Here is a 26,297-nt window from a genome sequence, read left to right as displayed (position 1 = left end):
TGTGCCGCAGCGAAAGTTGAGTCTTACTCACTCAAGGCCGCCGATCGGCACTTTGTTCCCGTGGGCTCCGGCATACTCGGCTGATGGCTGACCGGGCGTTCTTCCTCTACACGCGGAGCAATGACCTGCCGGCGTCTCGGCGGTTCTACCGGGAGTTCATCGGCCTGGAGCAGATCTGGGACGAGGCGGACTCGATCGCGTTTGCCATCGACGATGTCGTGCAGCTCGCCATCGGCCTCGATGCCGAGGCGGTCCCGCTGTCCGCATGGTCGTTCCAGCCGGGTTGGGTCTACGGGTTGGAGGTCGAGCCGGCGCCGGCACACGCGGCGGCCTCCTGGAGCATTGCGCTCGCACCGGAATCGTTTGCCGGTGCGGTGGCTCGGCTGCAGGACGCAGGCATCGAAGCGCTCCGGTCGGAGCCGTTCTGGGTCGGCTACTGGAGTTATGTCGTGCGTGATCCGATGGGCCAGACGGTGGAGATCTCGGATCCGGTCAGTCCGGCGCCGGGGCGGATGGATGCCCGCTGAGCGGGGTTCGGCAGGCTGGTACGGCCAGCTGTATGTCGATGCGGGCGCCGGAGGTCCGGCGGTCGCGTGGGACCACGGGGAGCCGACGCCATACCTGGTGACCTGGCTGGGTGAGCGGTTCCCTGATGGCGTGGTCGGTCGGCGGGCCGTCGTGATCGGGTGCGCGTATGGCGACGACGCCGAGTTGGTGGCGTCATACGGGTTTGATGTGACGGCCTTCGATGTGTCGCGAACGGCTCTGGCCGAGGCGCAGTCTCGTCATGCGGAGTCGACCGTGAACTACAGGACGGCGGACCTGCTCGATCTGCCGGACGAATTATGCGGTGCGTTCGATCTGGTCATCGAGTGCACGACATTGCAGGCGCTGCCGCCGAAATTGCACGAGGCGGCTGCGGCGGGTGTTGCGTCGCTGTGCGGGCACGGGGGCGAGATTCTCGTTATCGCTCGATGCCCCGGTGACGACGATCCGCCGGGGCCGCCGTGGTTGCTGGCGAAGCCGGAGGTGCGTCGAGTAGCGACCGGTGACGTGCGGCTGACCCGAATGCGGCGCATCCCGATGCGCGGTGGCGACCGGTGGGTGGGGGAGTTCGAGCGCGCGCCGTTCAGCGCAGCCCGAAGAACGGGCGACAGGCGTCGAAGCCGTTGATTTCGAGGGAGATTCGCGCGTCTGATGCTGCCCAGTCCTCGCGGCTGAGTGCCAGATGCTGTAGGTCGACGATGCGGTCGCCGGTGTCGTGCGGGCGGACGCCGGTGTCCCGGTAGCCGAGATGCCGGCTCACGCCCAGAGATGCCTGATTGGTCGTGACTGCTGAGCTGACTGCTTGCTCGGCGCCGAGCTGCTCGAACGCGAACGCCAACACGGACGCGCGTGCTCGTATGCCGAAACCCTTGCCGCGAAACGGTTTCGCGATCCATGAGGCGGTGTCCACGGTGCGTTCGGTCGGGAAGTCGGTGCCCTCGAGGGTCTGTATGCCGACGGGTTGGTCGTGTCGCCATATGCCGAAGTCGAGTGCCCAGTCGTCGACCGACCAGCAACCGCGGTGCCGCCATACGCTCTGCGCGAAGCGGCGGGCGCGGTCGTTGCCGGGCGGCAGCTCGGGCAACGGCGGGTAGGTCGGGTCGAGGTCGAAGTCGTCCGGCAGAAGCTCGGCGAACCTCCCGATCTCGTTGTCGCGGACCGGACGCAGCATGAGGTCAGGACCGATGAGCGTCAGGTCGTCGAAGGGCCAGTTCGTGGTCACCGGAGCAGCCTTGCACGTCGAGCGTTGTCGGTCATTCCGTATAACGTGAATGTCAGTGTGCAATCGCGTCGGTAAAGCACGAAAGTAACTGGTATTGAACGAAATATACGGTGAAAACCCTTGCATTTACTATCGAACAAACATACGATATAGGTATGTCGAATCCACAGCTCCTGGTCACCGGTGAGGACATCGCCGGCGCACCTGTTGAGGAGCTGCTCGCGACCGCGCGTGCGCTGGTGAGCGAGGTGGTCGACAAAGTCCGCGCGGGCACGTCGGGCACCTCTCGGGAAGAGCTGGTCGAGCAGGTTGTCGTGTGCCAGCAGTTGCAGAGCTCCACTTGGGCGGCGCAGTCGGTCCGGTTGGCTCAGGTGGCGGCGATCGAAGAAGTGGCGGAGCCGGGGCAGGAGCTGCGAGAGGTGCGGCACGCCATCGGTTCGTATGCCGACGAGTGGCTGCCACAGGAGCTCGGAGTCCGTCTCGGTTGGTCCGACCGGCAGACGACCAATCGCCTCAGCGAGGCTGTCGGTGCGATCCGGACGGTGCCCAGGCTGTTCGAGCGGACCGTCGACGGCAGCCTCGATCCGCGCAAGCTCAACATCGTGGCGGACTCCCTCTGCGGCGTGCGTCCCAAGGTCGCGCGGAAGGTCGAGAGCCGTTTGCTCGCAGCAATCGACGATGCGCAGTCGTCGAATGATGAAGAAGACCAACCGATTTCGATGACCTCCACCAAACTCGTCCGGCGCACCAGGCGTTTGCTGGCCGACCGTGCGCCGGCCGACGCGGAGCGGGTGGCGAAGAGGAGCCGTGCCAACGCGAAGAGTGTCCGGGCCTACCCACACCACGAGCCGGGCCTCACCGCATTCCACGCCATCCTGCCCACCGAGGACGCGGTGCGCATCATGTCCGGGATCAACGAGCTCGCTCGCCAGCTGCACAAGGACACGACCACCGGCAAGTCGCTCGATGAGTGCCGGGTGGATGCCTTCATCGACCTCATGTTGCGGAACATCTCGATCAGCACGACGTGCATCTTCCAGATCCCCGTGCTGCCGACCGAGGGTGGTTCGCCGGCCGCAGGACCGGTGCCCGGCGCAGCGGTCACCGACTTCGGTCAGCGGTCGGAGTCGTCGGACTCATGGGTCGAGGCCGAGTTGGCGGATCTGCTGCGGTCGGCTGCTGAGGATGGGCTGGACACACTGACCAGGCTCGACACCCCGACCATGAACCTCGTGATCCGCACGCCTTGTGATGCTGACGCGGACCCCGAGGCCCTGGTTGCAGCAGGTAGCAGACTCGCACCACGTGTCGAGATACGTTACGGGTCAGGCCATTCCAGCTGTCCGCAGCGACATGATCGCCCGACCGGGACAAGCCCGAAGCAGCGGCGGGCGAGCCGGGTGGACCTCGACAAGCTCGGCCAGCTCGACAAGCTCGGCCAACTCGACAAACTCGGCGATCGGACCTCGACAGGCTCGGCCACCGAGAGAGGGTCGGGCGGTGCGTTCCGGGTCTCCGACGCCGTGGTCGAAGGTATCGGCGTCATACCCGCGGGTGCGCTGGTTGCGATGTGCCGGGCCTTGGGTGTGAAGCTGACGCGTGCTCTCGTCAATGTGAAAACCGGTGCGACAGTGGAGACTTCGGACATCACCTATCGTCCGGGTGCGCGGCTGCGTCGTTTCGTCGTGACGAGAGATCAGCACTGTCGGTTCCCCGGATGCACCAGGCCGGCCCGGCTCGACGACGTCGATCACGTCACTCGCTGGCCCGACGGACCGACCGCGGCCTGGAACCTCCAATGTCTGTGCCGGCACCATCATCGAGCCAAGCACGAAGGCGGCTGGCAGGTCTCGATGACACTGGACGGCGTGTGCACCTGGACCAGCCCGTCCGGGCGTCGATACGTCACCCGTCCGGCCGACTGATCGAAGCCGCTCAGCTCGGGCGCTCCTGCTCTCGCGCCGACCCGGCGTCCAGCGCACCATTGTTCGCGATCCGCACCAACGGCCAGGCACCGATCAGCACCACCCCGTAGCCGAGCACGAAGAGCACCACGATCATCGGCGGGACGGTATCGGCAAAAGACAGAGCACCCGCAACCATCAGCGCTATCCCGAGCACCCCAGCGATCGCTGCGAGCACCGAGGCACATGGCAACGCTGCACGATGCGCGGCCACCCACGCTTCGTCCGAATGCTGAGTGGTCGCCGTTCGTATGCCGATCCCGATGCCACGCGGCAACGAGCCGCGTGCGGCCGCCCACGTCGAGAAGTAAATGGCCGCGGCGCATGCCAGCAGACCGATTCCCCCGGTGAGCCCCATGAACACGTAGCCGACTGTAGACACCTCGTCGGCCGAGGCGTCATGGCGCCCCGAGCACCTCGATCTGCATCAACGCGATGGTGTCCTGATCGGCGCACCCGTCGATCGCCACGACCCGGCCGTCCTGGACGCGTATCGCGATCGCCGACACCACTTTGCCGGTCGGGGCATAGACGGCACCGATCCGCCCATCGATGAGCGCCAGTTCGGCCCCGGCCGCCTTGCCCTGGAAGGCTGCGGCCACGGCCCGCGCACCGGTCAATCGACGATCAACCTGCGGGGCGCCCTCCGGTGCAGCAGCGGCTGCAGCGACCGCCACCCGATCCGCGCGAAGCACGATCTCCGGGTCGAGGATCTCCAGCAGACCGGCCATATCCCCGTTGCGCGACGCATGCAGGAAAGCTGAGACCGCGCTGCGTTGGCTCTGCCGGGCCTTGTCCACATCGGCGTCACGCACCCGGCGGCGGGCGCGCGAGGCCAGCTGGCGCGTCGTGGCGGGAGATCGCTCGATCACCGCCGCCACCTGGTCGAACGGCACCCCGAAGACGTCGTGCAGAACGAGCGCAAGCCGCTCGGCGGGCCCGAGCCGGTCCAGCACCACAAGGAGCGCTTCGCTCACCGAATCATCCAGGACTGCAATGTTTTCCGGATCCTGCGTGGGATCGGACTCCAGCGTGTCCCGGTCATCGAGCTCGTCGAGTTCGTCCTCGGCGCGCGTGCGACGGGACCGCAGCATGTCCAGGCAGATCCGCGACACGACCGTGGTCAGCCATCCGCTCAGGTTGTCGATCCGCGACCGGTCAGCGCCGGCCAGTCGAAGCCACGCCTCCTGGACGGCGTCATCGGCGTCGCCATACGTCCCGAGGACCCGGTATGCGACAGCCCGCAACCTCGTGCGGTGAGTGTCGAACTCCTTCGCCAACAATTCGTCGTCGCTCACCTGTCACATTCTCCTTGCGCCATACGTCACCCGCTGTGAACCATCCACCCAAGCACAAGGAGATCGCATGGAACCCCGTATGACGAACCCTGCCGCGCTGCTCGACCCATCCGGCATCAAGGGTGTGCAGGCACTGGCGGCGGCCGTCCGCGGACAAGGCGTGCCCGACGCCACCCTCGAGCTCGTGCACCTGCGGGTCAGCCAGATCAACGGTTGCTCGTGGTGCCTGCAATACGGCATGGCGAACGCGAAGAAGGCCGGCGAGAGCGACGAGCGGCTCATCTCGATCGCCGGTTGGCGCGACGCGCCGTACTTCACCGACGACGAGCGCGCCGCACTGCTGCTCGCCGAGCACATGACGCGCATCGCCGACAGTCTCGACCCGGTGCCCGACTCCGTCTGGGACGAAGTCGCCGACCGGTATGACGAGCAGGCACTCGCCGCTCTCGTCACCTGGGTCGCCACCACGAACCTCTTCAACAGGATCAACGTCACCACGCGGCAGATCGCCGGCACTCGCTGAACCCCTCCGTCATACGGCAAGCTTTGCTGCAAGCGAGGTGAGCCGTATGACGAGCTGGGTCCTGCACGTCGACATGGATCAGTTTCTCGCTGCCGTCGAGATCCAGCGTCATCCCGAGCTCGCGGGCAAGCCCGTCGTGGTCGGTGGCCGCGGCGACCCGACCGAGCGAGCGGTCGTGTCGACCGCGTCCTACGAAGCCCGCGAGTTCGGCATCCGATCGGGTATGGCGCTCAAGATCGCGGTCAAGCGGTGTCCGGACGCGATCTTCCTGCCGGTGGATTTCCCTGTCTACGAAGCGGTTTCGGCGAAAGTCATGCAGGCGCTGCGTGACTTCCCGGGTGCTGTCGTGGAGGTCCTCGGCTGGGACGAGGCGTTCATGGGGCTGACTGCCGACGACCCCGTCGTTGCCGCACGCGCCGTGCAGGATGCTGTGCATGCGGCGACCGGGCTCGACTGCAGCGTCGGGATCGGCGACACCAAGGTCCGTGCCAAGGTCGCGACCGACTTCGGCAAACCCGCCGGGGTCTTCCAGCTCACCCGGGACAACTGGCTCGACGTGATGGGTGACCGCCCGGTGAAAGCACTCTGGGGCGTGGGTCCGCAGACGTCGAAACGCCTGGAAAGACACGACATTCGCACGGTGCGCGAGCTTGCCGCCGCGTCCGACGAATTGCTTGCGACCGAGTTCGGACCCAACACCGGCCCGCACATCGGCCGCCTCGGCCGGGGCGCCGGCAGCGCGACAGTCGATGACACCCCGTGGATCGCCCGGGCTCATGGTCACGAGACGACCTACCAGCAGGACCTCGTGACGCCGGATGAGATCCGTGCCGCCCTCGGTGAGCTCGCAGCGCTGATCGAGAAGGACATGCGGCGGGAGGAGCGCCCCTGTCAGCGAGTGCACCTGAAGATCCGTTTCGCGCCCTTCTTCACCTTCACGCGTGTCCGCAAACTGGCCGAGCCGACCTATGACCCGACCGTCATCGCGGATACGGCATTTGCCCTCTACACAAAACTTTCCGACGATCGACCGGTGCGTCTGCTCGGCATACGAGGCGAGATGGTGCCGCCCGAGGGCGGGTATGACGCCCCGCGCACCCACGGCCGTCGCGGCGGCCCGTGACCCGTGCTGGTTGAGTAGGTCGGGGGAGCGAAGCGGAGGAGACCGTATCGAAACCGCCTGACCACATCCATGTCGAATTTCCGCGAGTAACCAGTTGCGGGTGTCCGTACCGTGAGTCACATGACGCAGACCGAACTCGCCGCCACCTTCCACGCACTACACGACGACCTTGTCGTCCTTCCGAACTGCTGGGACGCTGCCTCCGCTGCAGTGATCCAGCAGACCGGCGCCAAGGCGCTCGCCACCTCGAGCGCAGCTGTCGCCTGGTCCCTCGGGGTCAAGGACGGCAATGTGCTCGATCGCGACCTGATGCTCGAGCATTTGCGCCGCGTCTGCTCGGTTGCGATCGTGCCGGTCTCGTGCGACATCGAGGGCGGATTCGGCGACAGCACAAGCGATCTCGCCGAAACAACGCGCTTGGTCGTTGAGGCCGGCGCTGTCGGTGTCAACCTGGAGGACGCACGCGGCGGCGCGCTACTGCCCGTCGACGAGGCCGCGGCACGCGTGCGAGCGGTCCGGAAAGCTGCGGCCGGCGCGGGCATCGATCTCTATCTCAACGCACGCACCGACGGCTACTTGTTGGGTGCGGGCGACCTCGATGACACGTTGTCACGTGCCGCGGCATACCTCGACGCCGGCGCGAGCGGGATCTTCGTCCCCGGCGTGACCGACCTGGACACCGTGGCGCGGCTGACTGCTGCCATCGACGCGCCGGTCAACATCCTCACCGGGCCGAGTGCGCCGAGCGTCGGCGATCTGCATGCCGCCGGCGCGCGGCGCATCTCAGCCGGATCATCCCTCGCTGGCGCAATCTTCGGTCACCTCGAGCGCGCAACCCGCGAGCTGCTCGGGTCCGGCACGTATGACGAGTTCGCTGGTGCGCACAGCCATGCCGAGCTGAATGCACTCTTCGGCTAGCGGCGAAGAGCCTTGCGGGCCAACGCGTTTCCGCCGAACTGCGCCAACTGCACCAGCACGATGATCACAGCGACTGCGATCCAGGTGACCGCCCAGTCGAACCGGTGATAGCCGTAGGTGATCGCGAAGTCACCGAGCCCGCCGCCGCCGACTGCACCAGCGATCGCGGTCATGTCGACGACGGCGACGAAGATGAAGGTGTAGCCGAGGATCAGCGGGCCGAGCGCCTCGGGCACGAGCACCGAGCGAACGATCTGCCACGGTCCGGCGCCCATCGCCTCCGCTGCCTCGATCACACCGGGATCGACTGAGACCAAAGACTGTTCGACGATGCGGGAGACTCCGAACGTCGCAGCGATGACGAGTGGGAAGAGCACTGCTCGGGTGCCTATCGTCGATCCCATCGCCTGCAGGGTCAACGGCGCGATCGCGGTGACGAAGATGATGAACGGGATCGGTCGCACGATGTTGACCAGCACGTTCAGCACCGTGTTGACCGCACGGTTCTCCAACAGTCCGCCACCGCGAGTGGTGAAGAGCGCGACACCGAGGAGCAGCCCGAGCAGCCCGCCGATCAGGATGGTCACGACGGCCATCAGCAGCGTCTGCCAGATGGCGGTCTGGAAGGTCGGCCAGAGCGTCGACCAGTCGGTGCTCATGACAGTGCCTCCACTGTTGCGCGCACACCCTCATCGGGACCGCGCAGCGCGACCGTGAAGGACCCGATCGACTCGTGTTTCAGGTCGGTGATGCCGCCATACACGATCTCGAAGTCGACCCCGTGGTCGCGTGCAGCAGCGCTGAGAGTGGAGCCGAATGCACGCTGGTCGGACACGTTGACTGTCACCAGCCTTTCGTCATACGACTCGCGAAGCTGTTGCAAACGCAGCGAATCCGGTCGGTTCCCGACCGTCGCGTCGACGAACCGCTGCGTCACCTCACTCTGCGGATCGCCGAGTATGTCGCGCACGGCGCCGCTCTCGACAACCCGTCCCGAGTCCAGGACCGCCACGCGATCGGCGATGGCACGCACCACGTCCATCTCGTGCGTGATCACCACGATCGTGATGCCCAACTCCTCGTTGACCTGCCTTAACAGCGCCAACACGTCGCGCGTCGTCTCCGGGTCCAGCGCCGAGGTCGACTCGTCCGCGAGCAGCAGGTCGGGATCGGACGCCAACGCGCGGGCTATCCCGACACGCTGCTTCTGCCCGCCGGACAACTCCTCCGGGTAGGACCACGCCTTCTCCAGCAGCCCGACGAACGACAGCAGCTCGGCGACCCGCTGCTCCTGCTGCGCGCGGTCCAGACCGGCCAACTGCAGGGAATAGGCGACGTTGCCGAAGACCGTGCGCGACCGCATCAGGTTGAACTGCTGGAAGACCATCCCGATGCGACGTCGTATGGCGCGCAACGGTTTTCCCTTCAATCGGGTGATGTCGAGACCGTCGACGGTGACCGTGCCGGAGGTGACCTCTTCCAACCCGTTGATGAGCCGGACCAGAGTGCTCTTGCCTGCGCCGGAGTAGCCGATGACCGCGAAGATCTCACCGCGACGGATCTCCAGGTCGATGTTGTCCAGCGCCCGGTGGGCGCTCTCGTTCTTGCCGAAGACCTTGCTGACGGAGTCGATCCGGACGAGCGGATCTGCGCTCACTTCGACGCCACCGTCTTCTCCAGGCGCGTCAGCAGCTTGCGAAGTGCAGCGGCGGGCTTACGCACCAGCACGCTGGTGTTCTTGGACTCCGCGACGACCAGCTTTGAGACGCGCGGGTCCTGGTAGAGCTCGACGACCTCGGCATACGTCGGGTTGTCGTTGTCCTGCTCGCGGGCCACGATCACGTTGATGTAGGGCTGCGCGGTCGCAGACTTCGGATTGTCAGAGTAGAGAGCGGATTTCGGGTCCAACTTGCCGTCGAGCGCGAAGTCGTTGTTGATGACTGCGCCGTCGACAGAGGACAGCGAGGTGACGGTCTGCGAGGCATCCACCGGTGTCACGCGCACCTTCGACGCGCCCTTGTCGATCTCGGCCGGCGTCGACAGGATCGTGCCGCCGCCCTTGAGCTTCAACAACCCCGCCTGCTGCAGCACCAGCAGCGCCCGCGCCTGATTGGTCGCGTCGTTTGGGATCGCGATCTTGGCGCCGGACGGGATCGACCGCACCGACTTGTGCTTGCGGGAGTAGAGGCTGAGCGGCACGACATACGTCGACCCGATGGGGGTCAGCGTCTGATGCGACTGCTGGTTGTAGGTCGCGAGGAAAACCAGGTGCTGGAAGAGGTTGAGGTCCAGTTGTCCTTGCGCCAGAGCGGGATTCGCCTGGGTGTAGTCGGAGAAATTGACCGTTTCCAACTTGATGTTGCGTTCGCGCGCGAGCTTCTTGAAGACCTTCCAGTAGTCCTGGTCGGCGTCGGTCACGCCGATCTTCACCGTGGTCAGCTTCGTGCCGGAGCCGTCCGACGACGCGCGACCGGCGGCGAAACCGCCGCCGCCCCCGAGCACGAGGCCGACGACTGCCGCGCCGATCCAGCTGCGTCGGGTGTGAATGCGGCGGGGCGGCAGGGTCGGCCGGTCCGGCAGGGACGGGACGTCGGTCGGGTCGGGGATGTTGTTGTCAGGCATGGTGTCCTCAGGGTCGCTGGTATGACGAACTGCGCCCGGCCGTGCTCAGGTCCGCCCATGCGCGATCAGCGCAAGACGGTCAAGTGGGTACTGCCGTGCTTGCCGCACTGCGAGATCGTGTGAATCACGCTCTGCGGCCTAGTCATTCACCTGGGGCACCCCGCCACGTGCGTGAGGGTTGCCGCCCAGCAAGCCAGGGCTTGTCGCTGGGTCTCGTGACTGGATCAAACATAAGTCAGCGTTACCGGAGTAGTCAAAACGGGTAGTGTTACTTCACTTTCGTGAGGTGGGTCACACGCGGTTCGAGGAGGGGCGCACACTTGCGCATGGGGGTGATGGGCATTGGTTGGGTCAGTGATCGGCGGGATCGTCGCCGTGGTCGGCCTGGTTGTGATCCTGCGATTCGTGGTCGGACTCGGCGTGGCCGCAGTGCATCGCGCTGGTGCGGTCACCGGTGATGCTGAGGTCGGGTCTGCACTCGAGCGCGCCAGGGACTGGCGGAGCCGGCGCCTCGCAGCCGCAGTGGTTGAGCCACGGCGTGACAACCCGATCCGGGTGGCGACTGTCGACTGTTCGACGGACGACGTCTTCGAGCTCGGCTCGATCAGCAAGGCGATCACCGGGATGCTGCTGGCCGACGCGGAACAGCGCGGCGAGCTCTCCATGAGCGACCAGATCGGCGATCACGTGCCGGAGCTGGCTGACCGCCCCATCGGTGCCGTCACGGTCAGCGCCCTTGCATCGCACCGCAGTGGGTTGCCGCCAATCGCGCTGGGCATCCGCGCGGTGCCCGGACTGCTCGGCTACGGCGTGCTCGGTCTCAGTCCGTATGTCGGCCAAGGAGTTTCATCGGTCGTGAGCCACGCGCGGCGAGTCAGGCTTCGGACACAGGGTGAGCAGGCCTACTCGAGTCTGGGAGCGGCGCTGACGGGTGCGGTGCTGGAGCGCGCAACCGGTTCGACATACGAGGATCTTGTCCGCGATCGACTCGCCACACCGCTCGGACTCACCCATACCTCTGCCGGGCCGAACGCGCCGCGTCGCAGCGGGTGCACCCGGTGGGGGCGATGGGCCCAGCAGTGGCGGCTGACCGGGTATGCGCCCGCCGGTGGGGTGACCAGCAGCATCGACGATCTCGCAGTCCTCGCGGCTGCCCTGCTGCGCGGCGATGCCCCGGGCGCTGCCTCGACACATCGCGACGACTGCTTCTGGGTGCGTGAGCGTATGCCGGGCGGGGGAATCGTGGTGTGGCACAACGGACAGACCGGCGGCTACGCGGCCTATCTCGTCATACGGCCGGACCTCGGCAAGGCCACGGTAGTTCTCTCCGACGTTGCGGACATGGGCCTCGTGGTCAGGGTCGCGCAGGCTGCCGCGACGTCCGATTGACCTGGGTCGCTAGCTCACATCGCGGCGAATTGTCGTCCGCACGGCAATGGCGGTGATGACGACGGCATAGCCCACGATGATCAGCGCAGCAAGCCATGGGTTGAGCAACTCGGCACCGGTTGCCGAACCGAAGGCGCGGTGCCCGGAGTATGCGAGCGACTGCACCGCACCGCCGGGCAGGTAGGGGTACGCCGGCCGGGTGAGCGAGATGCTGTTGATGGTCTGCTCGATCGCGAAGAGATAGATCAGCAACGCGCCCACGGCGGCAATCTGGTTGCGCAGCAACGCTCCCAGCGCGACACCGACGCCGGTCATCACGGCGATCGAAGCGGTGCCACCGACGACCGCGCGCGTCACCCCGGATGCCGTCAACGAGCCGCCGAGCAGGCCGCGGGCAGACAGCCAAGGGGCTGCGATGGCCGAGCAGATGGCTACGACGATGATGCCGACCAGCAGCCCGTAGCCGGTCAGGACCAGCAGTTTCGCGGTGATCAGCCGGCCACGATTCGGCACCGACAGATAGCTCGCGGTGACTGTGTGGTGCCGGTATTCGCCTGCGACTGCAGTGATCCCGACGATCGCGGTGATCATGTAGGCGGTCTGCACGCCGCCGATGAGTGCGCCGGTGAAGATGTCGAGCGGCGTGTGTCCGCTTCCCTCCGATCCGGCGACGGTCAGCACGGTCACCAAGACAGCGACGGCGATGGCTACCAGGCCGAGGACCCACCAGGTCTTGGTCGTGGTGAGCTTGCGCACCTCGGTGCGTATGGCGAGCGCCATACCCGAGGTCGCGTGTGGTTGTGCGTCGGGCACAGCGGTGGTGGCGGCGCTCATCGTGCGTTCTCCTCGGCCAGTCCGGAGGGTGTGTGCTGGTCCGTCGACTCCGTCGACTCCGTCGTGGTGTCGCCGGGCGACGAGGTGAGGCTGAAGAACAACCGCTCGAGCGTGTTGGTCTCGGTCACCAACTGACTCAGCGGGATCCCGGCCTCGTGGGCGATCAGTCCGATGCGGGTGGAATCGATCCCTCGCACCACGAGCGTGCCGCCTCCGGAGTCCTCGACCTCGACCGCCGCGCCCGCAGCAGCGCTGATTGCGGACCGCAGCGCGGCCGGATCGGCGCTGGTCGCTCGCACCGCCGTGGCCCCCACGGCCTGCACTGCGCCCTCGTGGACAAGACGTCCCTTGTCGATGATCACGACGGAGTCCACGAGCTGCTGCATCTCGGCAAGCAGGTGGCTGGACACCAGCACGGTGCGACCCTGCGCTGCCTGCTCACGCAGAAGGTCTCGCAGCCACCGGATCCCTTCCGGGTCCAGCCCGTTCGTGGGCTCGTCACAGATCAGGACCGGGGGCTCGGCCAGGATCGCCGTCGCGACACCGAGCCGCTGCCGCATCCCCAGCGAATAGCCGCGGACGTTCTGGCGAGCGGCATGCGACAGACCGACCAGGTCCAGCACCTCGTCGACCCGCCGGTCGTCCACGCCGGCGGCGAGTGCGCAGACGCGCAGGTGATCGCGACCGTTGCGACCCGGATGGAAACCGTTGGCCTCCAACAGGGCCCCGACCGTGCGCGCGGGTGCGTCCAGATCCTGGTAGCGGCGGCCGCCGATGAGGGCCTCGCCGTGCGACGGCGTGACCAGCCCAAGCAGCATGCGCAGGGTCGTCGTCTTGCCTGCGCCGTTGGCCCCGAGGAATCCGGTGACCTCACCGGGTTGGACGGTGAAGCTCAACTGGTCCACCGCGGCCAACGGTCCGAAGCGTTTGGTCAGCTCGTGCATCTCGATCGCGCACGGCTGTTGCTGGGAACGCATTCCGACTCCTCGTGTGCTCGGTCGGGCGAGGTGTCCGACTACGCTTCGGTCGTCACGTCAGCTGTCGTGTCGACATACTGACGTTGTGTCAATGGGACAATACACAGTGTCCAATTCGAGAGGGGGCCGCAGGTGGTGCAGGACGCCGACTGGTCGGCAACCGTTGCCGGGCACAAGCAACGGCAGTTGCTGAAGATCGGCAAAATTGCGGCCGAGCTCGTCAGCAGCGACGGGCTCGGTGCGGTCTCGATGAGCCGACTCGCGCGGGCTAGCGGTGTCTCTCGCGCGACCTTGTACAACTACGTCCCGGATGTCGTCAGCGCGGTCCGCGAATATCTCACCGCCCAGTCGGACGCGTTCCAGGCGACGGTGGCGGCTGCCGTAGCCGAGGAGGAGGACCCGGAAGCGCAGCTGCGGCGCTACATCGAGGAGCAGGTCGCGTATGCCGCAGGAGCGGACCATCGCGCGGCGGCGGCCCTGCTCGAGTCGGGTGCCGCACTCGGCGGCTCCGACCCGGCCGCGCATCAACGCCGTGACTTCGCAGTGCTGCAGGGCATCCTCGATCGGGGAGAGCGGGATGGGACCTTTCGGCCCGGGCACCAGGCGGCACGGCTCACGCTGATCAGTCGGCTGCTCTACAGCTCGCACGAACTCATGCAGCAACAACAGGTCAGCCGCGACGACACCGTCGCACTCATCACCGACCTCATCCTCGGCGGCATTCGCCGATAGCCTGCCGACGTGCGAGGTTCGCAGATCGTCGTCAGCGCCGTCGTCTTCCGTGACCCACAGGGGCGGGTGCTGACGGTCCGGAAGTCCGGCACCGACAAGTTCATGTTCCCCGGCGGCAAATGGGAGCCGGGGGAGAGCGCGATCGACGCTGCCGTGCGTGAGGTCGGTGAGGAGCTCGCCATTGAGGTGCAGGCGTCGGATCTGACGCTGATCGGCACGTTCACCTCGGACGCCGCCAACGAACCCGACCACACCGTCACCGCGACGGTGTTCGAACACGCCTACGTGCCGGTCGGCGACCCTGCAGCAGAGATTGCCGAACTGCGTTGGACGGGTCTGGCCGATGATGATGCGGACCTCGCACCACTACTCGCGCACCACGTCTTCCCGGCGCTGCAGCACGAAAAGTCCTGACACGTAATGTCTTTGGTATGACCAGCTCGCACGTTCCTGTCTGGCACGGCAGCCGAAACCTGCGCGAACTCGGTGGCCACCGACTTGTAGGCGGTGGGCTGACGAAGCGAAACGTCGTCTTCCGGTCCGGCGCTCCCGAGTGGCTGACTGGCGACGGCTGGCGAGCTGCGCGAGCCGACGGCTTGCGGAAGGTCGTCGATCTCCGCAACGCAGAAGAGCGTGGCCGCAGATCAGACCATCCATCGGTCGACGACAGCGCCTATGAGGGGATCGAGTTCGCGCACGTGCCGACCGAGGACCCCAACGACCCGGTGTTCCTCGCCGAGTGCGGGCAATGGCTCGATCATCCGCGCTCATGGTCTCCGAACATCGCGCTCTACCCGGGCAAATTCGCCGCCGTGTTCTCCGCGATCGCCAGTTCGCCCGGGCCGGTGCTGATCCATTGCGCCGGTGGCAGGGACCGGACCGGGATGGTGTGCGCGATGCTGCTCTCACTCGCGGGCGCCGAGCCGGAGTCGATCTGCGCCGACTACGAAGCCGGCTTTCGCGGTGCCGCCGAACACCGCGGCCACGGAATGGTTTACGACACAGCAGCCGGCCAATGGACAACGGCTGTCAACGAGAAGTGGACCGCTGAAGAACTCGACGAGTCGTTGGCCGATCGCCTGCCGGCGTTGCGCGCCTGGGTCGACGGCACTGATGTGCGGAGCTACCTCATCGAGGCTGGACTCGCCCAGCGAGATCTCGATGTGTTGACAGGTCTGCTGCGATAGCTCCGCTTCGCGCTACGCTCCGCTCCGGTCGCGCTGCGCCTGTATGACGAACGACGCGACGGCTCGGGCGTATTCGTCCGGTTGCTCGACGAATGCGAAATGTCCAGCTTGTTCGATCGTTGTCACTGCCTCGCCCGTGTCCCTCCGGTACGTCTCGATCACCGATGGCGGCGCGACAAGGTCGGCGACGCCATGAATCAGCAGGCTGGGACAGTGCAACTGGGAGAGCTCCAGTGTTCGATCCTCGTACATGTCCGCAACCAACGGCATGTGTGAGAGGCCCCGGGTCCAGTCGAGGCCGTCCGGTGCAGTCTTCATCAGGTCGGTGTAGCGAGTGCGAGTTGCTTCGCCGAAAGTGAACAGCCGCATGTAGTCGGGACCCAACTGCTGCATCGCCGTCAGGACCTCCGGCTGGAAACTGAGTCGTTCGGAGGAGCTGGCCGCGTTGCGACATACACCGGCGGCATCGTGCTTGCCAGCCTCATCCAGCAGGTCGGCCGCGACCGGGAGCCGGTAGCGGTCCGTCGCGTCGCAGTCCCATGCCGGACAGTCGAAGATCGCACCGCGGATCGAGTCCGGATGCGCCACCGCATAATCGAGGGCGTATCCGCCGCCGGCGGAGTGACCGAGGACGAACCACTCGGGGATGCCCAGGTGGGTGCGGACGGCCTCGAAATCGTCGATGAGTGACGGGACATCGATCGGAGCGCCTTCTGGCAGCGGGTCCGAGCGCAGTACCCCGCGCTGATCGATACCGATGACGCGAATGCCCTGGTCGACGAGCAAGCTCCTATCCGTATGCCGCGCGATCACGCCATGGACGGTGCGGTGCGTTGTCCACAGGGCATGTCGAGTCCACTGGGTGAGGAGTGAGTCCCCGATAGATTCAGCCTATGGTCTCCCTTCCTCTGTGGGCGGTCTTCACGGTCGCCTTCGGCTCGCCGATCCTGGCGTTCGTCGGCGTTGTCGTGGCGCAGTTGGTGAGCCGCCGGAGTGCGAACGAACTGGAGGCGAGGTCAAAGCGCGAGGAAACGATGCGGATCTTGCGTTGGGCAGCTGAGCTGGCAGTGAGCGCAGACAACCGAATAGCCAGTCTCGGTGTCGCCGAGTTGGCGACGTTGTTGGACTCTGACCTGCTCGATGACGGGGAGAAGAGTTTCGTTGAGGCCGCTTTGGACTCGGTCTACGAGGATCCGGAAGCCGCGATCGACGCACTCGGCCAGGACGCGGAAGTGATTCAGCTCTCGGCCACCGACGACTCGGACCTTTCCGGCGCTTCTGGGAGCGGCGTATCCTTGGCCACAGAGGAGAGCGGAGGTGACGAGGATGGCTAAGCAAGTCTTCGTGTCGAGCGCACAAAGAGCGGCCGCGGAGGCCATGGTCAATCGAAGCGCCATCACCGGCCGGAAGGTTTCCAAGTCCGTCCGCAAGATCGCCGAGGCCAAGATCGAACCTTCGGGCAACGCCTCCAGGCGCCGCGTGAGCAGCGGCAGCACTTCGGCTTAGTCCGCCGGAATCGTTGTCAGGGCTGCCTTCTCAGACGTTGAACGACCACGCCCGTGGCGAACCCACGGAACTCCCTCCGCGTAGGTAGGCAACCGCCGGAACCCGCAGCGGCTCGTAGGGGAGACGCTCCAACTCCTCGATCGCTGCTGACAGCGCGAACCACCGCACCTCCTCGATCAACTCGTCCGGATCGTCGGATTGCAGGGACGGCTCATCCAACTCGTCGATGTGGGCCGTGTAGTTCCAGGCCCGAGTCTGCTGAGCGCCGGACACGGTGAGCACTTCCGAGACCGGGGAGAGGTCGGCCGAGAGGATCGCCAGCCCGGTCTCCTCGGCCAGCTCACGCGCGGCACCTTCGGCAGGGGACTCACCGTCCTCGACCGCGCCGCTCGGGACGTTCCAGAAGCTGCCGCCCCACGTCGGATAGGACTCGCGCACCAGCACGATCTTGTCCCGGTGGAAAGCGAGCACACCCGCATATCGGCCACCCATTCCGCCAGGCTAATACCGGTCGTAGCGTGCATTCCGGGAGCGCCTCACGCACAAGGCACCGCCTGCTGGTTAGGCTCTCCGGGTGTCCTCGGGAGTGACCGGTTACTTGGTGCTGCTCGGCGTCGGTGTCGCCGGAGCGGTGCTTTTTGTTGCCGCGATGGTCTCTCGGCGGCTGTTGGCGCCCCGCGCGCCCAGCGTCGCAAAGCTGGCGACATATGAGTCGGGCGTCGATCCGACGACCGGCGGCTGGGCGCAGACACACTTCCGCTACATCACCTACGCGTTCTTGTATGTCGTCTTCGCGGTCGACGCCGTCTACCTCTTCCCGTGGGCTCTGGTGCTGCGCGACCACGACCTGGGCGTCGCCAGCCTGGTGGAGATGGCGATCTTCATCGTCGTCGTGCTGGTCGGCCTGTTGCACGCCGCGCGTCGGGGACTGCTGACCTGGAGCGACCGCGAGGACTCGGGGACCTCGAGACGCTCGTCCCTCGCTCCTCGGCCACCTCAGAAGGAGCAGACCAGTGACCACTGACCTGCCCATGCCGCGCGTCGGCGTCGGCCAGGCCGTCGCGCCCAAGCCGATGCGCCTGGTCCTCAACTGGGGACGCCGTTATTCGCTGTGGGTCTTCAACTTCGGACTGGCCTGCTGCGCCATCGAATTCATCTCCGCGTCGATGGCCCGCCATGACTTCATCCGGCTGGGCGTCATCCCCTTCGCACCGGGTCCGCGACAGGCCGACCTGATGGTCGTCTCCGGCACCGTCACCGACAAGATGGCCCCCGCGGTCCGCCGCCTCTACGACCAGATGCCCGAGCCCAAATACGTCATCAGCTTCGGCGCCTGCAGCAACTCCGGCGGCCCCTACTGGGACTCCTACTGCGTGACCAAGGGCGTCGACCAACTGATCCCCGTCGACGTCTACGTCCCCGGCTGCCCCCCGCGCCCCGAAGCGCTGCTGCACGGCATACGCGTCCTGCAGGAGCAGATCGCCGCCGAGAAGCTGCAGACCAAGGGCCTGCGCGCCAAGCTCGGCGGGTATGCCGGCCGCAAGGCCTCCGCCGCCGAGGTCAGCCGGCCGCTGGTGGCTCCTCCGACGCAGGAGAAGAAGACGCAGGAGAAGGAAGCGTGACCGACCAGACCTACGAGGTCCCCACGGTCACCTGCGAGCCGGGGGAGTGGCGCGAGACCCTCGAGCGCGTCCGAGGCGAGGGCTTCGACTTCTTCGACTTCCTGACCGCGGTCGACCAGACCGACGCCGACGAGCAGCCCGGCTTCGACATCGTCGTGCACCTGTATGACGCCACCCCGGGCGCTCTTCGCGAGACGCTCGTGCAGACCCGGATCGCCGACGGTGCCGCCCTGCCGAGCTGCACCTCGCTGTGGCCAGGAGCTGCCTGGCACGAGCGCGAGACCCACGAGATGTTCGGCATCGGCTTCGACGACTTCACCGACGCAAACCACGGCAAACTGCGAAAACTGTTGCTGCCGGACGGTTTCGATGGCCACCCGCTGCGTAAGTCGTTCGTCCTGGTAGCCCGCGCGAGCAAGCCGTGGCCGGGTGCGAAAGAGCCAGGTGGTGGATCGACCGACGGGAAGCCCGCCCGTGCTCCGCGCCGCCGCATGCAGCCGCCCGGCGTCCCTGACGAGTCGTGGGGTCCTAGGTAGATGGGCAGCGACATCCTGGAGATCGTGCTGCGGTCGGCCTGCGTGCTGGCCGCGTTCCTCGTGCTGCCGCTGGTCGTCGGGCAGACCGAGCACAAGGTCATGGCGCACATGCAGGGCCGCCTCGGGCCGATGGAGGCCGGCGGTTTCCACGGTTGGGCCCAGTTGCTCGCCGACGGCGTGAAGTTCGCGCAGAAGGAAGACGTCGTCCCGCTCGCTGCGGACAAGAGCGTCTTCCGCCTGGCACCCGCACTCGGCATCGTGTCCTACCTGCTGGCGCTCGCGGTGATCCCGTTCGGACCCGACTTCTTCGGCGCCAACGTCCCCGGCAGCCTGGTCTGGGTGCTCGCGGTCAGCGGCGTCGGTGCCCTCGGCACCCTCATGGCCGGGTGGTCCAGCGGCAACAAATACTCCCTGCTCGGCGGCATGCGCACCGCCGCCCAGCTGGTCTCCTACGAGCTGCCGCTGATCCTGGTCAGTGCGTCCTTCGCGATCGCCGCCGGCTCGCTGTCCCTGGTCGGCATCGCGCACGCTTGGAACCCCTGGTGGCTCATCTGGCAGCTGCCCGGCGCGCTGGTCTTCCTGGTGGCCGCGACCGCGGAGCTGCAGCGCCCGCCCTTCGACATGCCGGTCGCCGACTCCGAGTTGGTGATGGGGCCCTACACCGAATACACCGGCCTGCGCTTCGCGTTCTTCCTGCTCGCCGAATACGCCGGCATCGTCGTCATGTCGTTCCTGCTGGCCACGCTGTGGCTGGGCGGCTGGACCGGGCCGTTCGACCACGCGATCGGCTGGCTCTGGATGCTCATCAAGGGCGGCATCTTCGCCTTCCTGATCATCTGGATGCGCGTCGCCTGGCCGCGCCTTCGAGAAGACCAGTTGCAGCGTGTCGCCTGGCTCGGCCTCGTCCCGATCGCGTTGCTACAGCTGGCAATAACCGCAGTCGGAGTGGTGGTGACGAGTCAATGAGCAAGTTCCTGACAGGTCTCGCAAAGGGTATGGCGACCACGGGTCGCACCATGGTCACGCACGCGCACACCCAGCAGTACCCGCATGTGCAACCCGACCTGCCGTCCCGCAGCCGCGGCGTCATCGCGCTGCTGGAGGAGAACTGCACGTCCTGCATGCTCTGCGCCCGCGAGTGCCCCGACTGGTGCATCTACATCGACTCGCACAAGGAGACGACTCCGCCGGAGACCGAGGGCGGCCGGGCCCGCCAGCACAACGTCCTCGACCGCTTCGCGATCGACTTCAGCCTGTGCATGTATTGCGGCATCTGTGTCGACGTCTGCCCCTTCGACGCTCTCTTCTGGAGTCCGGAGTTCGAATACGCCGACGGCGACATCCGAAACCTGTTGCACGAGAAGGACAAGCTGGGCGAGTGGATGCCGACCGTTCCGCCGCCGGAGGCGGTTGATCCGTCGTGACGACATACGACGTCCTCTTCACCATCATCGGCGCGATCAGCGTCTCGTCCGCACTGCTGGCCGTCAGCACCAAGCACTTGGTCCACTCCGCGCTCTGGCTCATCGTCAGCCTGGCCGCGCTGTCCGGTTGCTACTTCGTGCTCGGCGCCGAATTCGTCGCATTGGTGCAGCTTCTCGTCTACGTCGGTGCGGTGGTCATCCTGGTGCTCTTCGCATTGATGCTCACCCGCGCGCCGATCGGGCGCAGCCAGGAGCACGACACCCCGCTGATGCAGCGGGCTGCCGCGCTCGTCGTCGGCGCCGCCACCGCAGCGCTGCTGGCGACCGTGCTGATCAGTGCGTTCGGCAACGACGCGCGACGCGTCGACGGCGGCACCACACACGCACTGGCCACGCGACTCTTCGGCACCTGGGTGTGGCCCTTCGAGGCGCTGTCGGCGCTGCTGCTGGTCGCCCTGATCGCCGCTCTTGCCCTGGCACGCCTACCGATCCGAAGCCGCGCCGGTGCGAAGGGGGCGCCCAGGTGATCCACTCCGCGCTCCCGATGGTCCTGGTCGGCCTGCTCTTCGGCATCGGGTTGTATGGCGTCCTCGCGCGCCGCAATGCCGTGCTGGTGCTGATCGGCGTCGAGCTGATGCTCGGTGCCGCAGGGTTGCTCTTCGTCACGGTCGGATCGCTGACGAGCGACGTGGTGCGTGCCGGGCAGGTCATGACGATCTTCGTCATCTCCATCGCCGCTGCCGAGATCGCCGTCGCACTCGGCGTGATCCTCGCCGTCTTCCGGGCACGCGGCAACATCGACATGGCCAAGGCCGGTGAGTCCGAATGATGCTCGGTCTCGTCCCGTCCGACGGGCGCTTCGACCCCGCCACGCTCGCAGTCGACTTCCCGGTCCAGCCCAGCCACCTCGTGGTCCTGCTGCAGGCCGCGATCCCGGTGCTGATCCTGCTGACCACCCGGCGCAGCTCTCGGGCCTTCGCAGTCGCCGGCATCTTCAGCTTCCTCGGGCTCGCCGCAGCTGTCGCACTGCTGGTCCAGCAGACCCGCGGCGGCGCGATCGCCGCACCGGACAGCATCGGGGAGCTGCCGCTCGGCCCCGGCATGGCCGCGCCGCTGCACCTGCAGGTCGACAGCCTGTCGGTGCTGGCCGCGGTCGCGGTCGCCCTCGTCTCCTGGGCGATCCAGCTCTTCACCCGCTGGTATCTCTACAGCGACCCCCGATACCGCCAGTTCGCAGCATCCGTAGGCCTGTTCACCGCTGCGATGCAGCTGGTCGTGCTCTCCGGCGACGTGCTGCTGATCCTCGTCGGCTGGGAGCTGATGGGGTGGTGCTCCTACCTGCTGATCGGGCACGAGTCCGAGCGGCCGAAGGCGAGGCGCGCGGCATACAAGGCGTTCATGGTGACCCGCATCGCCGACACCCCACTGGTGATCGGACTGGCGATCCTCTCCCTCGGTGCGCACAGCACGGGCGTCGACGACATCGTGCGGCACTGGTCGGCAGCGGCCGACACCCACGGCACGGCACTCACCGCGGCACTGCTCTGCCTGATCTGTGCCGTCGCAGGCAAGTCCGCCCAGGTGCCCTTCCAGGACTGGCTCGCCGACGCGATGGAGGGTCCGACGCCCGCGTCGGCACTCATCCACGCCGCGACCATGGTCGCCGCAGGCACCGTGGTCCTCGGCAAGCTCATCACGCTGCTCGAGCTGTCCGACGGCGCACGCGTCGCGCTGGCGGTGGTCGCGTCCGTCTCGATGGTCGGAGCCGGCATCCTGGCGTTCCTGCAGCACGACCTCAAACGACTGCTCGCCTGGTCGACGGTGTCCCAGGTCGGCCTGATGCTGCTAGGGCTCGCCGTCGTGTCCGCCGACACGGACGCCGACCTCGGCATCGCCCACCTGCTGTCGCACGCGATGTTCAAGGCACTGCTCTTCCTGATGATCGGCTGGCTGTCGGTGCTGGTGAGCGGCACCACGGTCGAGCGTCTCTCCGGCGCTCTCAGCAAGCACCCCGACGCCCGTCGGATGGTCGGCATCGGACTGCTCGCCCTGGCCGGGGTGCCGCCGTTCGTCGGGTTCGTCTCCAAGGACCTGATCGTCGACGAGGCGGCACGCCGGGGCATCGACGGTGACCTGTCCGCGCGGATCGCGTTCGCGGCGCTGGTCTGCGTAGTGCTGCTCACCGCGGCATACACGATGCGGATGTGGCTGATCCTGATCCACCGCACCGGCAGCGAGCGGGTCCAGGAGCGCGAGTGGGTCGAGGACAGCTACGACGTGCAGGACGTCGGCATCGTGGAGATGCTCACCGACCTGCCGCAGGTCGACGTCCACGGCCGGCTGGCCGACCGGACCATGGCCATGGAGCTCCCGCCGGACGACGAGATCGAGCTGTCCGACCAGCAACCCGGCGGTGGAGCACGCTTCGGGCTCCAACTGCTCAGCGTGCTCTCCGTCGTCGGCGGGTTGCTCGTGCTGTCCCCGATGCTGGACGTCGACTGGCGCCACCCCAACCTCTGGCTGATCGGTGCGTCACTGCTGCTGATGGGTGCCGTCGCGCTGCTGGTCCGGATGATGTCGGTCGGCACGGTGTATGGCGACGCGGCCGCCCGCATCCCGGTCTTCGTGCGGGCATCGGCATCCCGCGGCTTCGACGTCGACGGGCTGTATGTCGCCTTCTGCCGGCCGATCATCGCTCTCGCACAAGCGGTTTCGCGGGTTGACGACGTGTTCGACCGCCAGGTGCAGCGCTTTCCGCAACTGGTCACGACCGTCGTCCGGCGCGCCGACCGGCTGCACACCCGGCGCCCGACCAGCGGCCTGGTGGCCGTGTCCGTCGGGCTGGTCGCCGTCGGGCTGATGGGGGTGATCCTGTGGTAGCCGCGCTCTTCGCCGCTCCGCTGGCGCCTGTCGTCGCCGGACTGGCGCTCGTCGTCGGTGACCGCAGCTTCCGCTCGGTGAGCCGGCTGACGGCATACATCGTCTCGCTCGCAGCCACCGTCGTCTCGTTGCTCGCCTGCGCCCTGATCGCCTACGACCGTCCGGTCCTCGACCGGTCGTGGGTCCCCGAGATCGGCATGCGGCTACACCTCGAGGTCGACGGGATCAGCGTGCCGCTGCTGCTGATGACCGCCGCAGTCGGCGTGCTCGTCGTGCTGCACGCCCGGCACGAGCAGCCGGCGGGCGGCACACCGGCCACGTTCTACGGCTGCCTGCTGCTGGTCATCGGCGGTGGCATCGCGACGTTCCTGGTGCAGGACGCCATCAGCTTCTTCCTCGCCTTCGAGGTCGTGCTGGTGCCGATGTGGGTGCTCATCGGACGCTTCGGTGACCGCCGCAGCGCGCGCGAACGTGCGCGCGCCGCAAACACTTTCGTCCTCTACACGGTGCTCGGCTCGACGCTGATGCTGGTCGGCATCCTGACCATGACGTTCGCGGCCGGCACCAGCGACTTCGCCGGCCTGGCCGCGGCCCCGATCTCACCCGGCAAGCAGACCGCGGTCGCCGCGATCCTGCTGGTCGGCCTAGGCATCAAGGTGCCGATGTGGCCGCTGCACTCGTGGTTGCCGCGGGCGCACACCATCGCACCGACCGCCGGGTCGATGCTGCTCGCCGCGGTGCTGCTGAAGATGGGCACCTACGGCGTCGTGCGCCTGGTCATCGCGCCGCTGCCGCAGGGCGTCGAGCGGTTGGCGCCATACGTCGGGACCCTGGCGGTCATCGGCATCATCTGGGGCGGTTTGGTCTGCCTGGTCGAGCGCAGCCTCAAGCGGCTGGTCGCCTGGTCGTCGGTCGCACACATGGGATTCGTGCTGCTCGGCCTGATGAGTGGGACGACGATCGGGCTGCAGGCCGCGTTGTTCGCCAACATCGCGCACGGCGTCATCTCGGCGCTGCTCTTCGCCGTCGTCGGCGGGCTCAAGCACCGCTGGGGCGACGACGACCTGGAGACCGCTCGGCGGTCGCTGCGCGACGTGTCGCCCCGGCTGAGTCTCGCGCTGGTGATCGGCTTCGCGGCATCGATGGGACTGCCCGGCCTGACCGGGTTCTGGGGAGAGGTGCTGGCGATCTTCGGTGCATGGACACCCGGCGGTGACCGGCCGCACGGCTGGTTCCGCGTGCTGGCGATGTTCGCGTCGATCGGAGCCGTGCTCGCCGCCGGTTACGCGCTGCGCGTGCTGCGGATCGTCTGGCACGGCAACGCCGACGGCGGGCTCCCGCCGAAGCCCGAGCCGGCCGGTGACGCCCACGGCAACGAGTGGCTGGTCACCTCCGTGCTGAGCGCCGCCGCCGTCCTGCTCGGCGTCATACCCCTGATCCTGCTGCAGACCACGTCCGGTGCCGTCGACCAGCTGATGGCGGTGATCGGCCGATGAAGCTCAGCTACGACTGGTTGCTGCTGGCACCGGTCCTCATCCCGGCCGTCGGTGCCGTGCTGCTGCTCGTGGCCGATGCCGCGGCGCCACGGCTGGGCCGGGTGCACTGGGCGGCCGCCGCCGTGCTGTTGCTCGCCGGAGCCGCAGCGGCCGTGCCCGGCGCGCTGCCGTCGGCCGACAACCCGCGACGCACCCTCTGCCTGCCCGACGGCCCCTGCCTGTATGCCGTCGACCACGTCGGCGTCGGACTGCAGCTGACCGCACTGGTCAGTGGTGCGGTCGTCGCGCTGCTCGCGTTGCCGATCCGCATCCGCGCCGAGGACGCCGCGGTGCAGGCGACCCTCGTGCTCGCCGCGACTGCCGGGGCCGCCGGCGTGGTGGCGGCCCGCGACCTCGGATCGTGGTTGGTGATGCTCGAGCTGGCAACGCTTCCGGCGATCGCACTGGTCGCGTTGCGCGGTCGGCGTGCGGCGGTCGACGGAGCGCTCTCCCTGCTGACGACGTCGCTGGTCAGCTTCGCCGTGACCGCGATGGGCGCTGCGCTGTGGTTCGCGGCGACCGGATCCGCGCTCTTCTCCGGCGACGCAGTGCTGCACGCATCCAACGACCCCGACCAGCGTCGGATCCTCGTCCTGGCAGTGGTGTTCATCGTCGCCGGGCTGGCCTTCAAGATCTCGCTCGTGCCGTTCCACGCGTGGACCCCGGAAGCGTTCGGTGGGGCGTCGGTGCCGATCGGCGCCTTTCTCGCGGTGACCTCCAAGGCCGCTGCGCTCGCGGCTCTGCTGGTGATCTTCCGCGGTGTGACGGTGCTCGGCACGTCCGCGCTCGCCGCGGTCGGTGTGCTCGCCGCCCTGTCGATGACTCTCGGCAACCTGATGGCCCTGCGGGAGAAGAAGACGCTGCGCTTCCTCGCCTGGTCGACGGTGTCCCAGGCCGGCTGGGTGGTGCTGCCGCTCGCGACGGTCTCCTCGCACGCCGTCCGCTCCGCGGCGGGCTACCTGATCGTCTACGCCCTCGCGACGCTGGTCGCGTTCACCGTGGTCACCGCACTGGCCCACGCCGACGGGCGCGAGCACGCCCGCCACCTGTCGTCATACGGCGGCCTGCTGCAACGCCGCCCGCTGCTCGCGGTGACTCTCGCGCTCGCACTGCTGACGCTGATGGGCCTGCCCCCGGCGGTGATCGGCCTGGTCGCCAAGGTCGCCGCGCTCGGTCCGGTCGCAGGCTCCCGCCTGTGGGTGCTCGCCGTCATCGCCGCGATCAACGCGATGCTCGGTGTCGCGGTCTACCTGCGCTGGCTGCGGATCCTCTTCGGAGCGCGCAAGGACCCCGACAACCCGGAAGCGCTGCACCCGGTGCACCAGGCGCTGGTGATCGTGGGCGCACTCGCACTCGTGGTGACGAGCATCGCACCGCACTCGCTGCTGCAACTCGTGGGGCGCTGACCTCGACAGGCTCGGCCATCGAGTCTGGGGGCTCGGCCATCGATTCTGGAACA

At 67.3% G+C, this 26,297-nt stretch carries 32 protein-coding genes and 1 riboswitch; of the genes, 22 read left to right on the top strand and 10 right to left on the bottom strand.

The features are described from left to right. The first annotated feature begins 83 nt into the window (after window positions 1–83). Both ACSZL9_RS08425 and ACSZL9_RS08420 read left to right on the top strand, forming a co-directional pair. Complete coding sequence (locus ACSZL9_RS08425; protein WP_446665005.1) at window positions 84–527, top strand: VOC family protein; 444 nt, start codon at window positions 84–86, stop codon at window positions 525–527. Next, window positions 517–1,173 (top strand): class I SAM-dependent methyltransferase, encoded by a 657-nt coding sequence (locus ACSZL9_RS08420; RefSeq protein WP_446665004.1) that lies wholly within the window; start codon window positions 517–519, stop codon window positions 1,171–1,173. The genes ACSZL9_RS08425 and ACSZL9_RS08420 overlap by 11 nt, the downstream gene beginning before the upstream one ends. Here the strand turns inward: ACSZL9_RS08420 and ACSZL9_RS08415 are convergent. Beyond that, window positions 1,130–1,768 (bottom strand): GNAT family N-acetyltransferase, encoded by a 639-nt coding sequence (locus ACSZL9_RS08415; protein WP_446665003.1) that lies wholly within the window; start codon window positions 1,766–1,768, stop codon window positions 1,130–1,132. The genes ACSZL9_RS08420 and ACSZL9_RS08415 overlap by 44 nt on opposite strands. A gap of 155 nt (window positions 1,769–1,923) precedes the next feature. Between ACSZL9_RS08415 and ACSZL9_RS08410 the strand changes: the two genes are divergently transcribed. Beyond that, on the top strand, window positions 1,924–3,693 hold the full coding sequence (locus ACSZL9_RS08410) for an HNH endonuclease signature motif containing protein (RefSeq protein WP_446665002.1): 1,770 nt from the start codon (window positions 1,924–1,926) through the stop codon (window positions 3,691–3,693). A gap of 10 nt (window positions 3,694–3,703) precedes the next feature. Here ACSZL9_RS08410 and ACSZL9_RS08405 read toward each other — a convergent pair whose 3' ends face one another. After that, window positions 3,704–4,090, bottom strand: a complete 387-nt coding sequence (locus ACSZL9_RS08405; protein ID WP_446665125.1) for an SdpI family protein — start codon at window positions 4,088–4,090, stop codon at window positions 3,704–3,706. A gap of 40 nt (window positions 4,091–4,130) precedes the next feature. Beyond that, a complete protein-coding gene (locus ACSZL9_RS08400; protein WP_446665001.1) occupies window positions 4,131–5,030 on the bottom strand; it encodes a sigma-70 family RNA polymerase sigma factor in 900 nt (299 codons plus the stop codon). A gap of 79 nt (window positions 5,031–5,109) precedes the next feature. Here ACSZL9_RS08400 and ACSZL9_RS08395 point away from each other — a divergent pair, with 79 nt between their 5' ends. From ACSZL9_RS08395 to ACSZL9_RS08385, 3 genes are all read left to right on the top strand, one after another. Continuing rightward, window positions 5,110–5,553 (top strand): carboxymuconolactone decarboxylase family protein, encoded by a 444-nt coding sequence (locus ACSZL9_RS08395; RefSeq protein ID WP_446665000.1) that lies wholly within the window; start codon window positions 5,110–5,112, stop codon window positions 5,551–5,553. 46 nt (window positions 5,554–5,599) lie between these two features. Beyond that, a complete protein-coding gene (locus ACSZL9_RS08390) occupies window positions 5,600–6,676 on the top strand; it encodes a DNA polymerase IV (RefSeq protein WP_446664999.1) in 1,077 nt (358 codons plus the stop codon). 120 nt (window positions 6,677–6,796) lie between these two features. After that, window positions 6,797–7,594 carry an isocitrate lyase/PEP mutase family protein gene (locus ACSZL9_RS08385; RefSeq protein WP_446664998.1) on the top strand — a complete coding sequence of 266 codons (798 nt, stop codon included), beginning with the start codon at window positions 6,797–6,799 and terminating at the stop codon, window positions 7,592–7,594. Here the strand turns inward: ACSZL9_RS08385 and ACSZL9_RS08380 are convergent. Genes ACSZL9_RS08380 through ACSZL9_RS08370 form a run of 3 tightly spaced genes read right to left on the bottom strand, consistent with a single transcriptional unit; the run spans window position 7,591 to window position 10,216 of the window. Next, on the bottom strand, window positions 7,591–8,253 hold the full coding sequence (locus tag ACSZL9_RS08380; RefSeq protein ID WP_446664997.1) for a methionine ABC transporter permease: 663 nt from the start codon (window positions 8,251–8,253) through the stop codon (window positions 7,591–7,593). The genes ACSZL9_RS08385 and ACSZL9_RS08380 overlap by 4 nt on opposite strands. Further along, window positions 8,250–9,251 carry a methionine ABC transporter ATP-binding protein gene (locus ACSZL9_RS08375; RefSeq protein WP_446664996.1) on the bottom strand — a complete coding sequence of 334 codons (1,002 nt, stop codon included), beginning with the start codon at window positions 9,249–9,251 and terminating at the stop codon, window positions 8,250–8,252. Before ACSZL9_RS08375 ends, ACSZL9_RS08380 begins: the two co-directional genes overlap by 4 nt. Then, the gene (locus ACSZL9_RS08370; protein ID WP_446664995.1) at window positions 9,248–10,216 is read right to left on the bottom strand and encodes a MetQ/NlpA family ABC transporter substrate-binding protein; all 969 of its coding nucleotides are present in this window, start codon (window positions 10,214–10,216) and stop codon (window positions 9,248–9,250) included. Before ACSZL9_RS08370 ends, ACSZL9_RS08375 begins: the two co-directional genes overlap by 4 nt. A 90-nt stretch (window positions 10,217–10,306) precedes the next feature. Beyond that, window positions 10,307–10,437: riboswitch (SAM riboswitch) on the bottom strand. A 121-nt stretch (window positions 10,438–10,558) separates the two neighbouring features. On the opposite strand from ACSZL9_RS08370, the gene ACSZL9_RS08365 reads away from it, so the two are divergent. Continuing rightward, window positions 10,559–11,605, top strand: a complete 1,047-nt coding sequence (locus tag ACSZL9_RS08365; RefSeq protein ID WP_446664994.1) for a serine hydrolase domain-containing protein — start codon at window positions 10,559–10,561, stop codon at window positions 11,603–11,605. Window positions 11,606–11,614: 9 nt separating this feature from the next. On the opposite strand, the gene ACSZL9_RS08360 is transcribed toward ACSZL9_RS08365, so the two are convergent. Then, window positions 11,615–12,439, bottom strand: coding sequence for an ABC transporter permease (locus ACSZL9_RS08360; RefSeq protein ID WP_446664993.1), 825 nt, complete (start codon window positions 12,437–12,439; stop codon window positions 11,615–11,617). Further along, on the bottom strand, window positions 12,436–13,416 hold the full coding sequence (locus ACSZL9_RS08355; protein WP_446664992.1) for an ABC transporter ATP-binding protein: 981 nt from the start codon (window positions 13,414–13,416) through the stop codon (window positions 12,436–12,438). Before ACSZL9_RS08355 ends, ACSZL9_RS08360 begins: the two co-directional genes overlap by 4 nt. A 132-nt stretch (window positions 13,417–13,548) precedes the next feature. Between ACSZL9_RS08355 and ACSZL9_RS08350 the strand changes: the two genes are divergently transcribed. Genes ACSZL9_RS08350 through ACSZL9_RS08340 form a run of 3 tightly spaced genes read left to right on the top strand, consistent with a single transcriptional unit; the run spans window position 13,549 to window position 15,335 of the window. Next, window positions 13,549–14,148 carry a TetR/AcrR family transcriptional regulator gene (locus ACSZL9_RS08350; protein ID WP_446664991.1) on the top strand — a complete coding sequence of 200 codons (600 nt, stop codon included), beginning with the start codon at window positions 13,549–13,551 and terminating at the stop codon, window positions 14,146–14,148. Between the two features lie 9 nt (window positions 14,149–14,157). Then, window positions 14,158–14,562, top strand: a complete 405-nt coding sequence (locus ACSZL9_RS08345) for an NUDIX hydrolase (protein WP_446664990.1) — start codon at window positions 14,158–14,160, stop codon at window positions 14,560–14,562. A 17-nt stretch (window positions 14,563–14,579) separates the two neighbouring features. Beyond that, on the top strand, window positions 14,580–15,335 hold the full coding sequence (locus ACSZL9_RS08340) for a tyrosine-protein phosphatase (protein ID WP_446664989.1): 756 nt from the start codon (window positions 14,580–14,582) through the stop codon (window positions 15,333–15,335). A 12-nt stretch (window positions 15,336–15,347) separates the two neighbouring features. Here ACSZL9_RS08340 and ACSZL9_RS08335 read toward each other — a convergent pair whose 3' ends face one another. After that, complete coding sequence (locus tag ACSZL9_RS08335) at window positions 15,348–16,121, bottom strand: alpha/beta fold hydrolase (RefSeq protein ID WP_446664988.1); 774 nt, start codon at window positions 16,119–16,121, stop codon at window positions 15,348–15,350. Between the two features lie 107 nt (window positions 16,122–16,228). Between ACSZL9_RS08335 and ACSZL9_RS08330 the strand changes: the two genes are divergently transcribed. Beyond that, window positions 16,229–16,669, top strand: a complete 441-nt coding sequence (locus ACSZL9_RS08330) for a hypothetical protein (protein WP_446664987.1) — start codon at window positions 16,229–16,231, stop codon at window positions 16,667–16,669. Continuing rightward, the gene (locus ACSZL9_RS08325) at window positions 16,662–16,841 is read left to right on the top strand and encodes a hypothetical protein (protein WP_446664986.1); all 180 of its coding nucleotides are present in this window, start codon (window positions 16,662–16,664) and stop codon (window positions 16,839–16,841) included. Before ACSZL9_RS08330 ends, ACSZL9_RS08325 begins: the two co-directional genes overlap by 8 nt. 30 nt (window positions 16,842–16,871) lie before the next feature. On the opposite strand, the gene ACSZL9_RS08320 is transcribed toward ACSZL9_RS08325, so the two are convergent. Further along, complete coding sequence (locus tag ACSZL9_RS08320) at window positions 16,872–17,333, bottom strand: NUDIX hydrolase (protein WP_446664985.1); 462 nt, start codon at window positions 17,331–17,333, stop codon at window positions 16,872–16,874. 82 nt (window positions 17,334–17,415) lie between these two features. Between ACSZL9_RS08320 and ACSZL9_RS08315 the strand changes: the two genes are divergently transcribed. The 10 genes from ACSZL9_RS08315 to ACSZL9_RS08270 are packed head-to-tail and all read left to right on the top strand — an operon-like array spanning window position 17,416 to window position 26,244. Then, a complete protein-coding gene (locus ACSZL9_RS08315; protein ID WP_446664984.1) occupies window positions 17,416–17,865 on the top strand; it encodes an NADH-quinone oxidoreductase subunit A in 450 nt (149 codons plus the stop codon). Next, window positions 17,855–18,463: an NADH-quinone oxidoreductase subunit B gene (locus ACSZL9_RS08310; protein ID WP_446664983.1), complete on the top strand. Its 609-nt coding sequence runs from the start codon at window positions 17,855–17,857 to the stop codon at window positions 18,461–18,463. The genes ACSZL9_RS08315 and ACSZL9_RS08310 overlap by 11 nt, the downstream gene beginning before the upstream one ends. Further along, complete coding sequence (locus tag ACSZL9_RS08305) at window positions 18,460–18,999, top strand: NADH-quinone oxidoreductase subunit C (protein WP_446664982.1); 540 nt, start codon at window positions 18,460–18,462, stop codon at window positions 18,997–18,999. The genes ACSZL9_RS08310 and ACSZL9_RS08305 overlap by 4 nt, the downstream gene beginning before the upstream one ends. Beyond that, window positions 19,000–19,965: a complex I subunit 1/NuoH family protein gene (locus tag ACSZL9_RS08300; RefSeq protein WP_446664981.1), complete on the top strand. Its 966-nt coding sequence runs from the start codon at window positions 19,000–19,002 to the stop codon at window positions 19,963–19,965. Beyond that, complete coding sequence (locus ACSZL9_RS08295; RefSeq protein WP_446664980.1) at window positions 19,962–20,423, top strand: NuoI/complex I 23 kDa subunit family protein; 462 nt, start codon at window positions 19,962–19,964, stop codon at window positions 20,421–20,423. The genes ACSZL9_RS08300 and ACSZL9_RS08295 overlap by 4 nt, the downstream gene beginning before the upstream one ends. Then, the gene (locus ACSZL9_RS08290) at window positions 20,420–20,950 is read left to right on the top strand and encodes an NADH-quinone oxidoreductase subunit J family protein (RefSeq protein ID WP_446664979.1); all 531 of its coding nucleotides are present in this window, start codon (window positions 20,420–20,422) and stop codon (window positions 20,948–20,950) included. The genes ACSZL9_RS08295 and ACSZL9_RS08290 overlap by 4 nt, the downstream gene beginning before the upstream one ends. Further along, window positions 20,947–21,252 carry an NADH-quinone oxidoreductase subunit NuoK gene (gene nuoK, locus ACSZL9_RS08285; RefSeq protein ID WP_446664978.1) on the top strand — a complete coding sequence of 102 codons (306 nt, stop codon included), beginning with the start codon at window positions 20,947–20,949 and terminating at the stop codon, window positions 21,250–21,252. Before ACSZL9_RS08290 ends, nuoK begins: the two co-directional genes overlap by 4 nt. Then, a complete protein-coding gene (locus tag ACSZL9_RS08280; RefSeq protein ID WP_446664977.1) occupies window positions 21,249–23,303 on the top strand; it encodes an NADH-quinone oxidoreductase subunit 5 family protein in 2,055 nt (684 codons plus the stop codon). The genes nuoK and ACSZL9_RS08280 overlap by 4 nt, the downstream gene beginning before the upstream one ends. Continuing rightward, window positions 23,297–24,799 (top strand): complex I subunit 4 family protein, encoded by a 1,503-nt coding sequence (locus ACSZL9_RS08275; protein WP_446664976.1) that lies wholly within the window; start codon window positions 23,297–23,299, stop codon window positions 24,797–24,799. The genes ACSZL9_RS08280 and ACSZL9_RS08275 overlap by 7 nt, the downstream gene beginning before the upstream one ends. Then, window positions 24,796–26,244 carry an NADH-quinone oxidoreductase subunit N gene (locus ACSZL9_RS08270; RefSeq protein WP_446664975.1) on the top strand — a complete coding sequence of 483 codons (1,449 nt, stop codon included), beginning with the start codon at window positions 24,796–24,798 and terminating at the stop codon, window positions 26,242–26,244. Before ACSZL9_RS08275 ends, ACSZL9_RS08270 begins: the two co-directional genes overlap by 4 nt. Window positions 26,245–26,297: the final 53 nt, after the last annotated feature.

It is taken from the genome of Flexivirga sp. B27, from assembly GCF_052905685.1.
Note: the sequence above shows the minus strand (reverse complement) of the source record. Positions and strands in the feature narration are given on the sequence as shown.

Bases quoted from the DNA above. Each gene is read 5' to 3' on its own strand.
- ACSZL9_RS08425 (WP_446665005.1), top strand. From the start codon at position 84: ATGGCTGACCGGGCGTTCTTCCTCTACACGCGGAGCAATGACCTGCCG.
- ACSZL9_RS08420 (WP_446665004.1), top strand. From the start codon at position 517: ATGCCCGCTGAGCGGGGTTCGGCAGGCTGGTACGGCCAGCTGTATGTC.
- ACSZL9_RS08410 (WP_446665002.1), top strand. From the start codon at position 1,924: ATGTCGAATCCACAGCTCCTGGTCACCGGTGAGGACATCGCCGGCGCA.
- ACSZL9_RS08405 (WP_446665125.1), bottom strand. From the start codon at position 4,090: ATGGGGCTCACCGGGGGAATCGGTCTGCTGGCATGCGCCGCGGCCATT.
- ACSZL9_RS08395 (WP_446665000.1), top strand. From the start codon at position 5,110: ATGACGAACCCTGCCGCGCTGCTCGACCCATCCGGCATCAAGGGTGTG.
- ACSZL9_RS08390 (WP_446664999.1), top strand. From the start codon at position 5,600: ATGACGAGCTGGGTCCTGCACGTCGACATGGATCAGTTTCTCGCTGCC.
- ACSZL9_RS08385 (WP_446664998.1), top strand. From the start codon at position 6,797: ATGACGCAGACCGAACTCGCCGCCACCTTCCACGCACTACACGACGAC.
- ACSZL9_RS08380 (WP_446664997.1), bottom strand. From the start codon at position 8,253: ATGAGCACCGACTGGTCGACGCTCTGGCCGACCTTCCAGACCGCCATC.
- ACSZL9_RS08370 (WP_446664995.1), bottom strand. From the start codon at position 10,216: ATGCCTGACAACAACATCCCCGACCCGACCGACGTCCCGTCCCTGCCG.
- ACSZL9_RS08360 (WP_446664993.1), bottom strand. From the start codon at position 12,439: ATGAGCGCCGCCACCACCGCTGTGCCCGACGCACAACCACACGCGACC.
- ACSZL9_RS08355 (WP_446664992.1), bottom strand. From the start codon at position 13,416: ATGCGTTCCCAGCAACAGCCGTGCGCGATCGAGATGCACGAGCTGACC.
- ACSZL9_RS08340 (WP_446664989.1), top strand. From the start codon at position 14,580: ATGACCAGCTCGCACGTTCCTGTCTGGCACGGCAGCCGAAACCTGCGC.
- ACSZL9_RS08330 (WP_446664987.1), top strand. From the start codon at position 16,229: ATGGTCTCCCTTCCTCTGTGGGCGGTCTTCACGGTCGCCTTCGGCTCG.
- ACSZL9_RS08325 (WP_446664986.1), top strand. From the start codon at position 16,662: ATGGCTAAGCAAGTCTTCGTGTCGAGCGCACAAAGAGCGGCCGCGGAG.
- ACSZL9_RS08320 (WP_446664985.1), bottom strand. From the start codon at position 17,333: ATGGGTGGCCGATATGCGGGTGTGCTCGCTTTCCACCGGGACAAGATC.
- ACSZL9_RS08300 (WP_446664981.1), top strand. From the start codon at position 19,000: ATGGGCAGCGACATCCTGGAGATCGTGCTGCGGTCGGCCTGCGTGCTG.
- ACSZL9_RS08295 (WP_446664980.1), top strand. From the start codon at position 19,962: ATGAGCAAGTTCCTGACAGGTCTCGCAAAGGGTATGGCGACCACGGGT.
- ACSZL9_RS08280 (WP_446664977.1), top strand. From the start codon at position 21,249: ATGATGCTCGGTCTCGTCCCGTCCGACGGGCGCTTCGACCCCGCCACG.
- ACSZL9_RS08270 (WP_446664975.1), top strand. From the start codon at position 24,796: ATGAAGCTCAGCTACGACTGGTTGCTGCTGGCACCGGTCCTCATCCCG.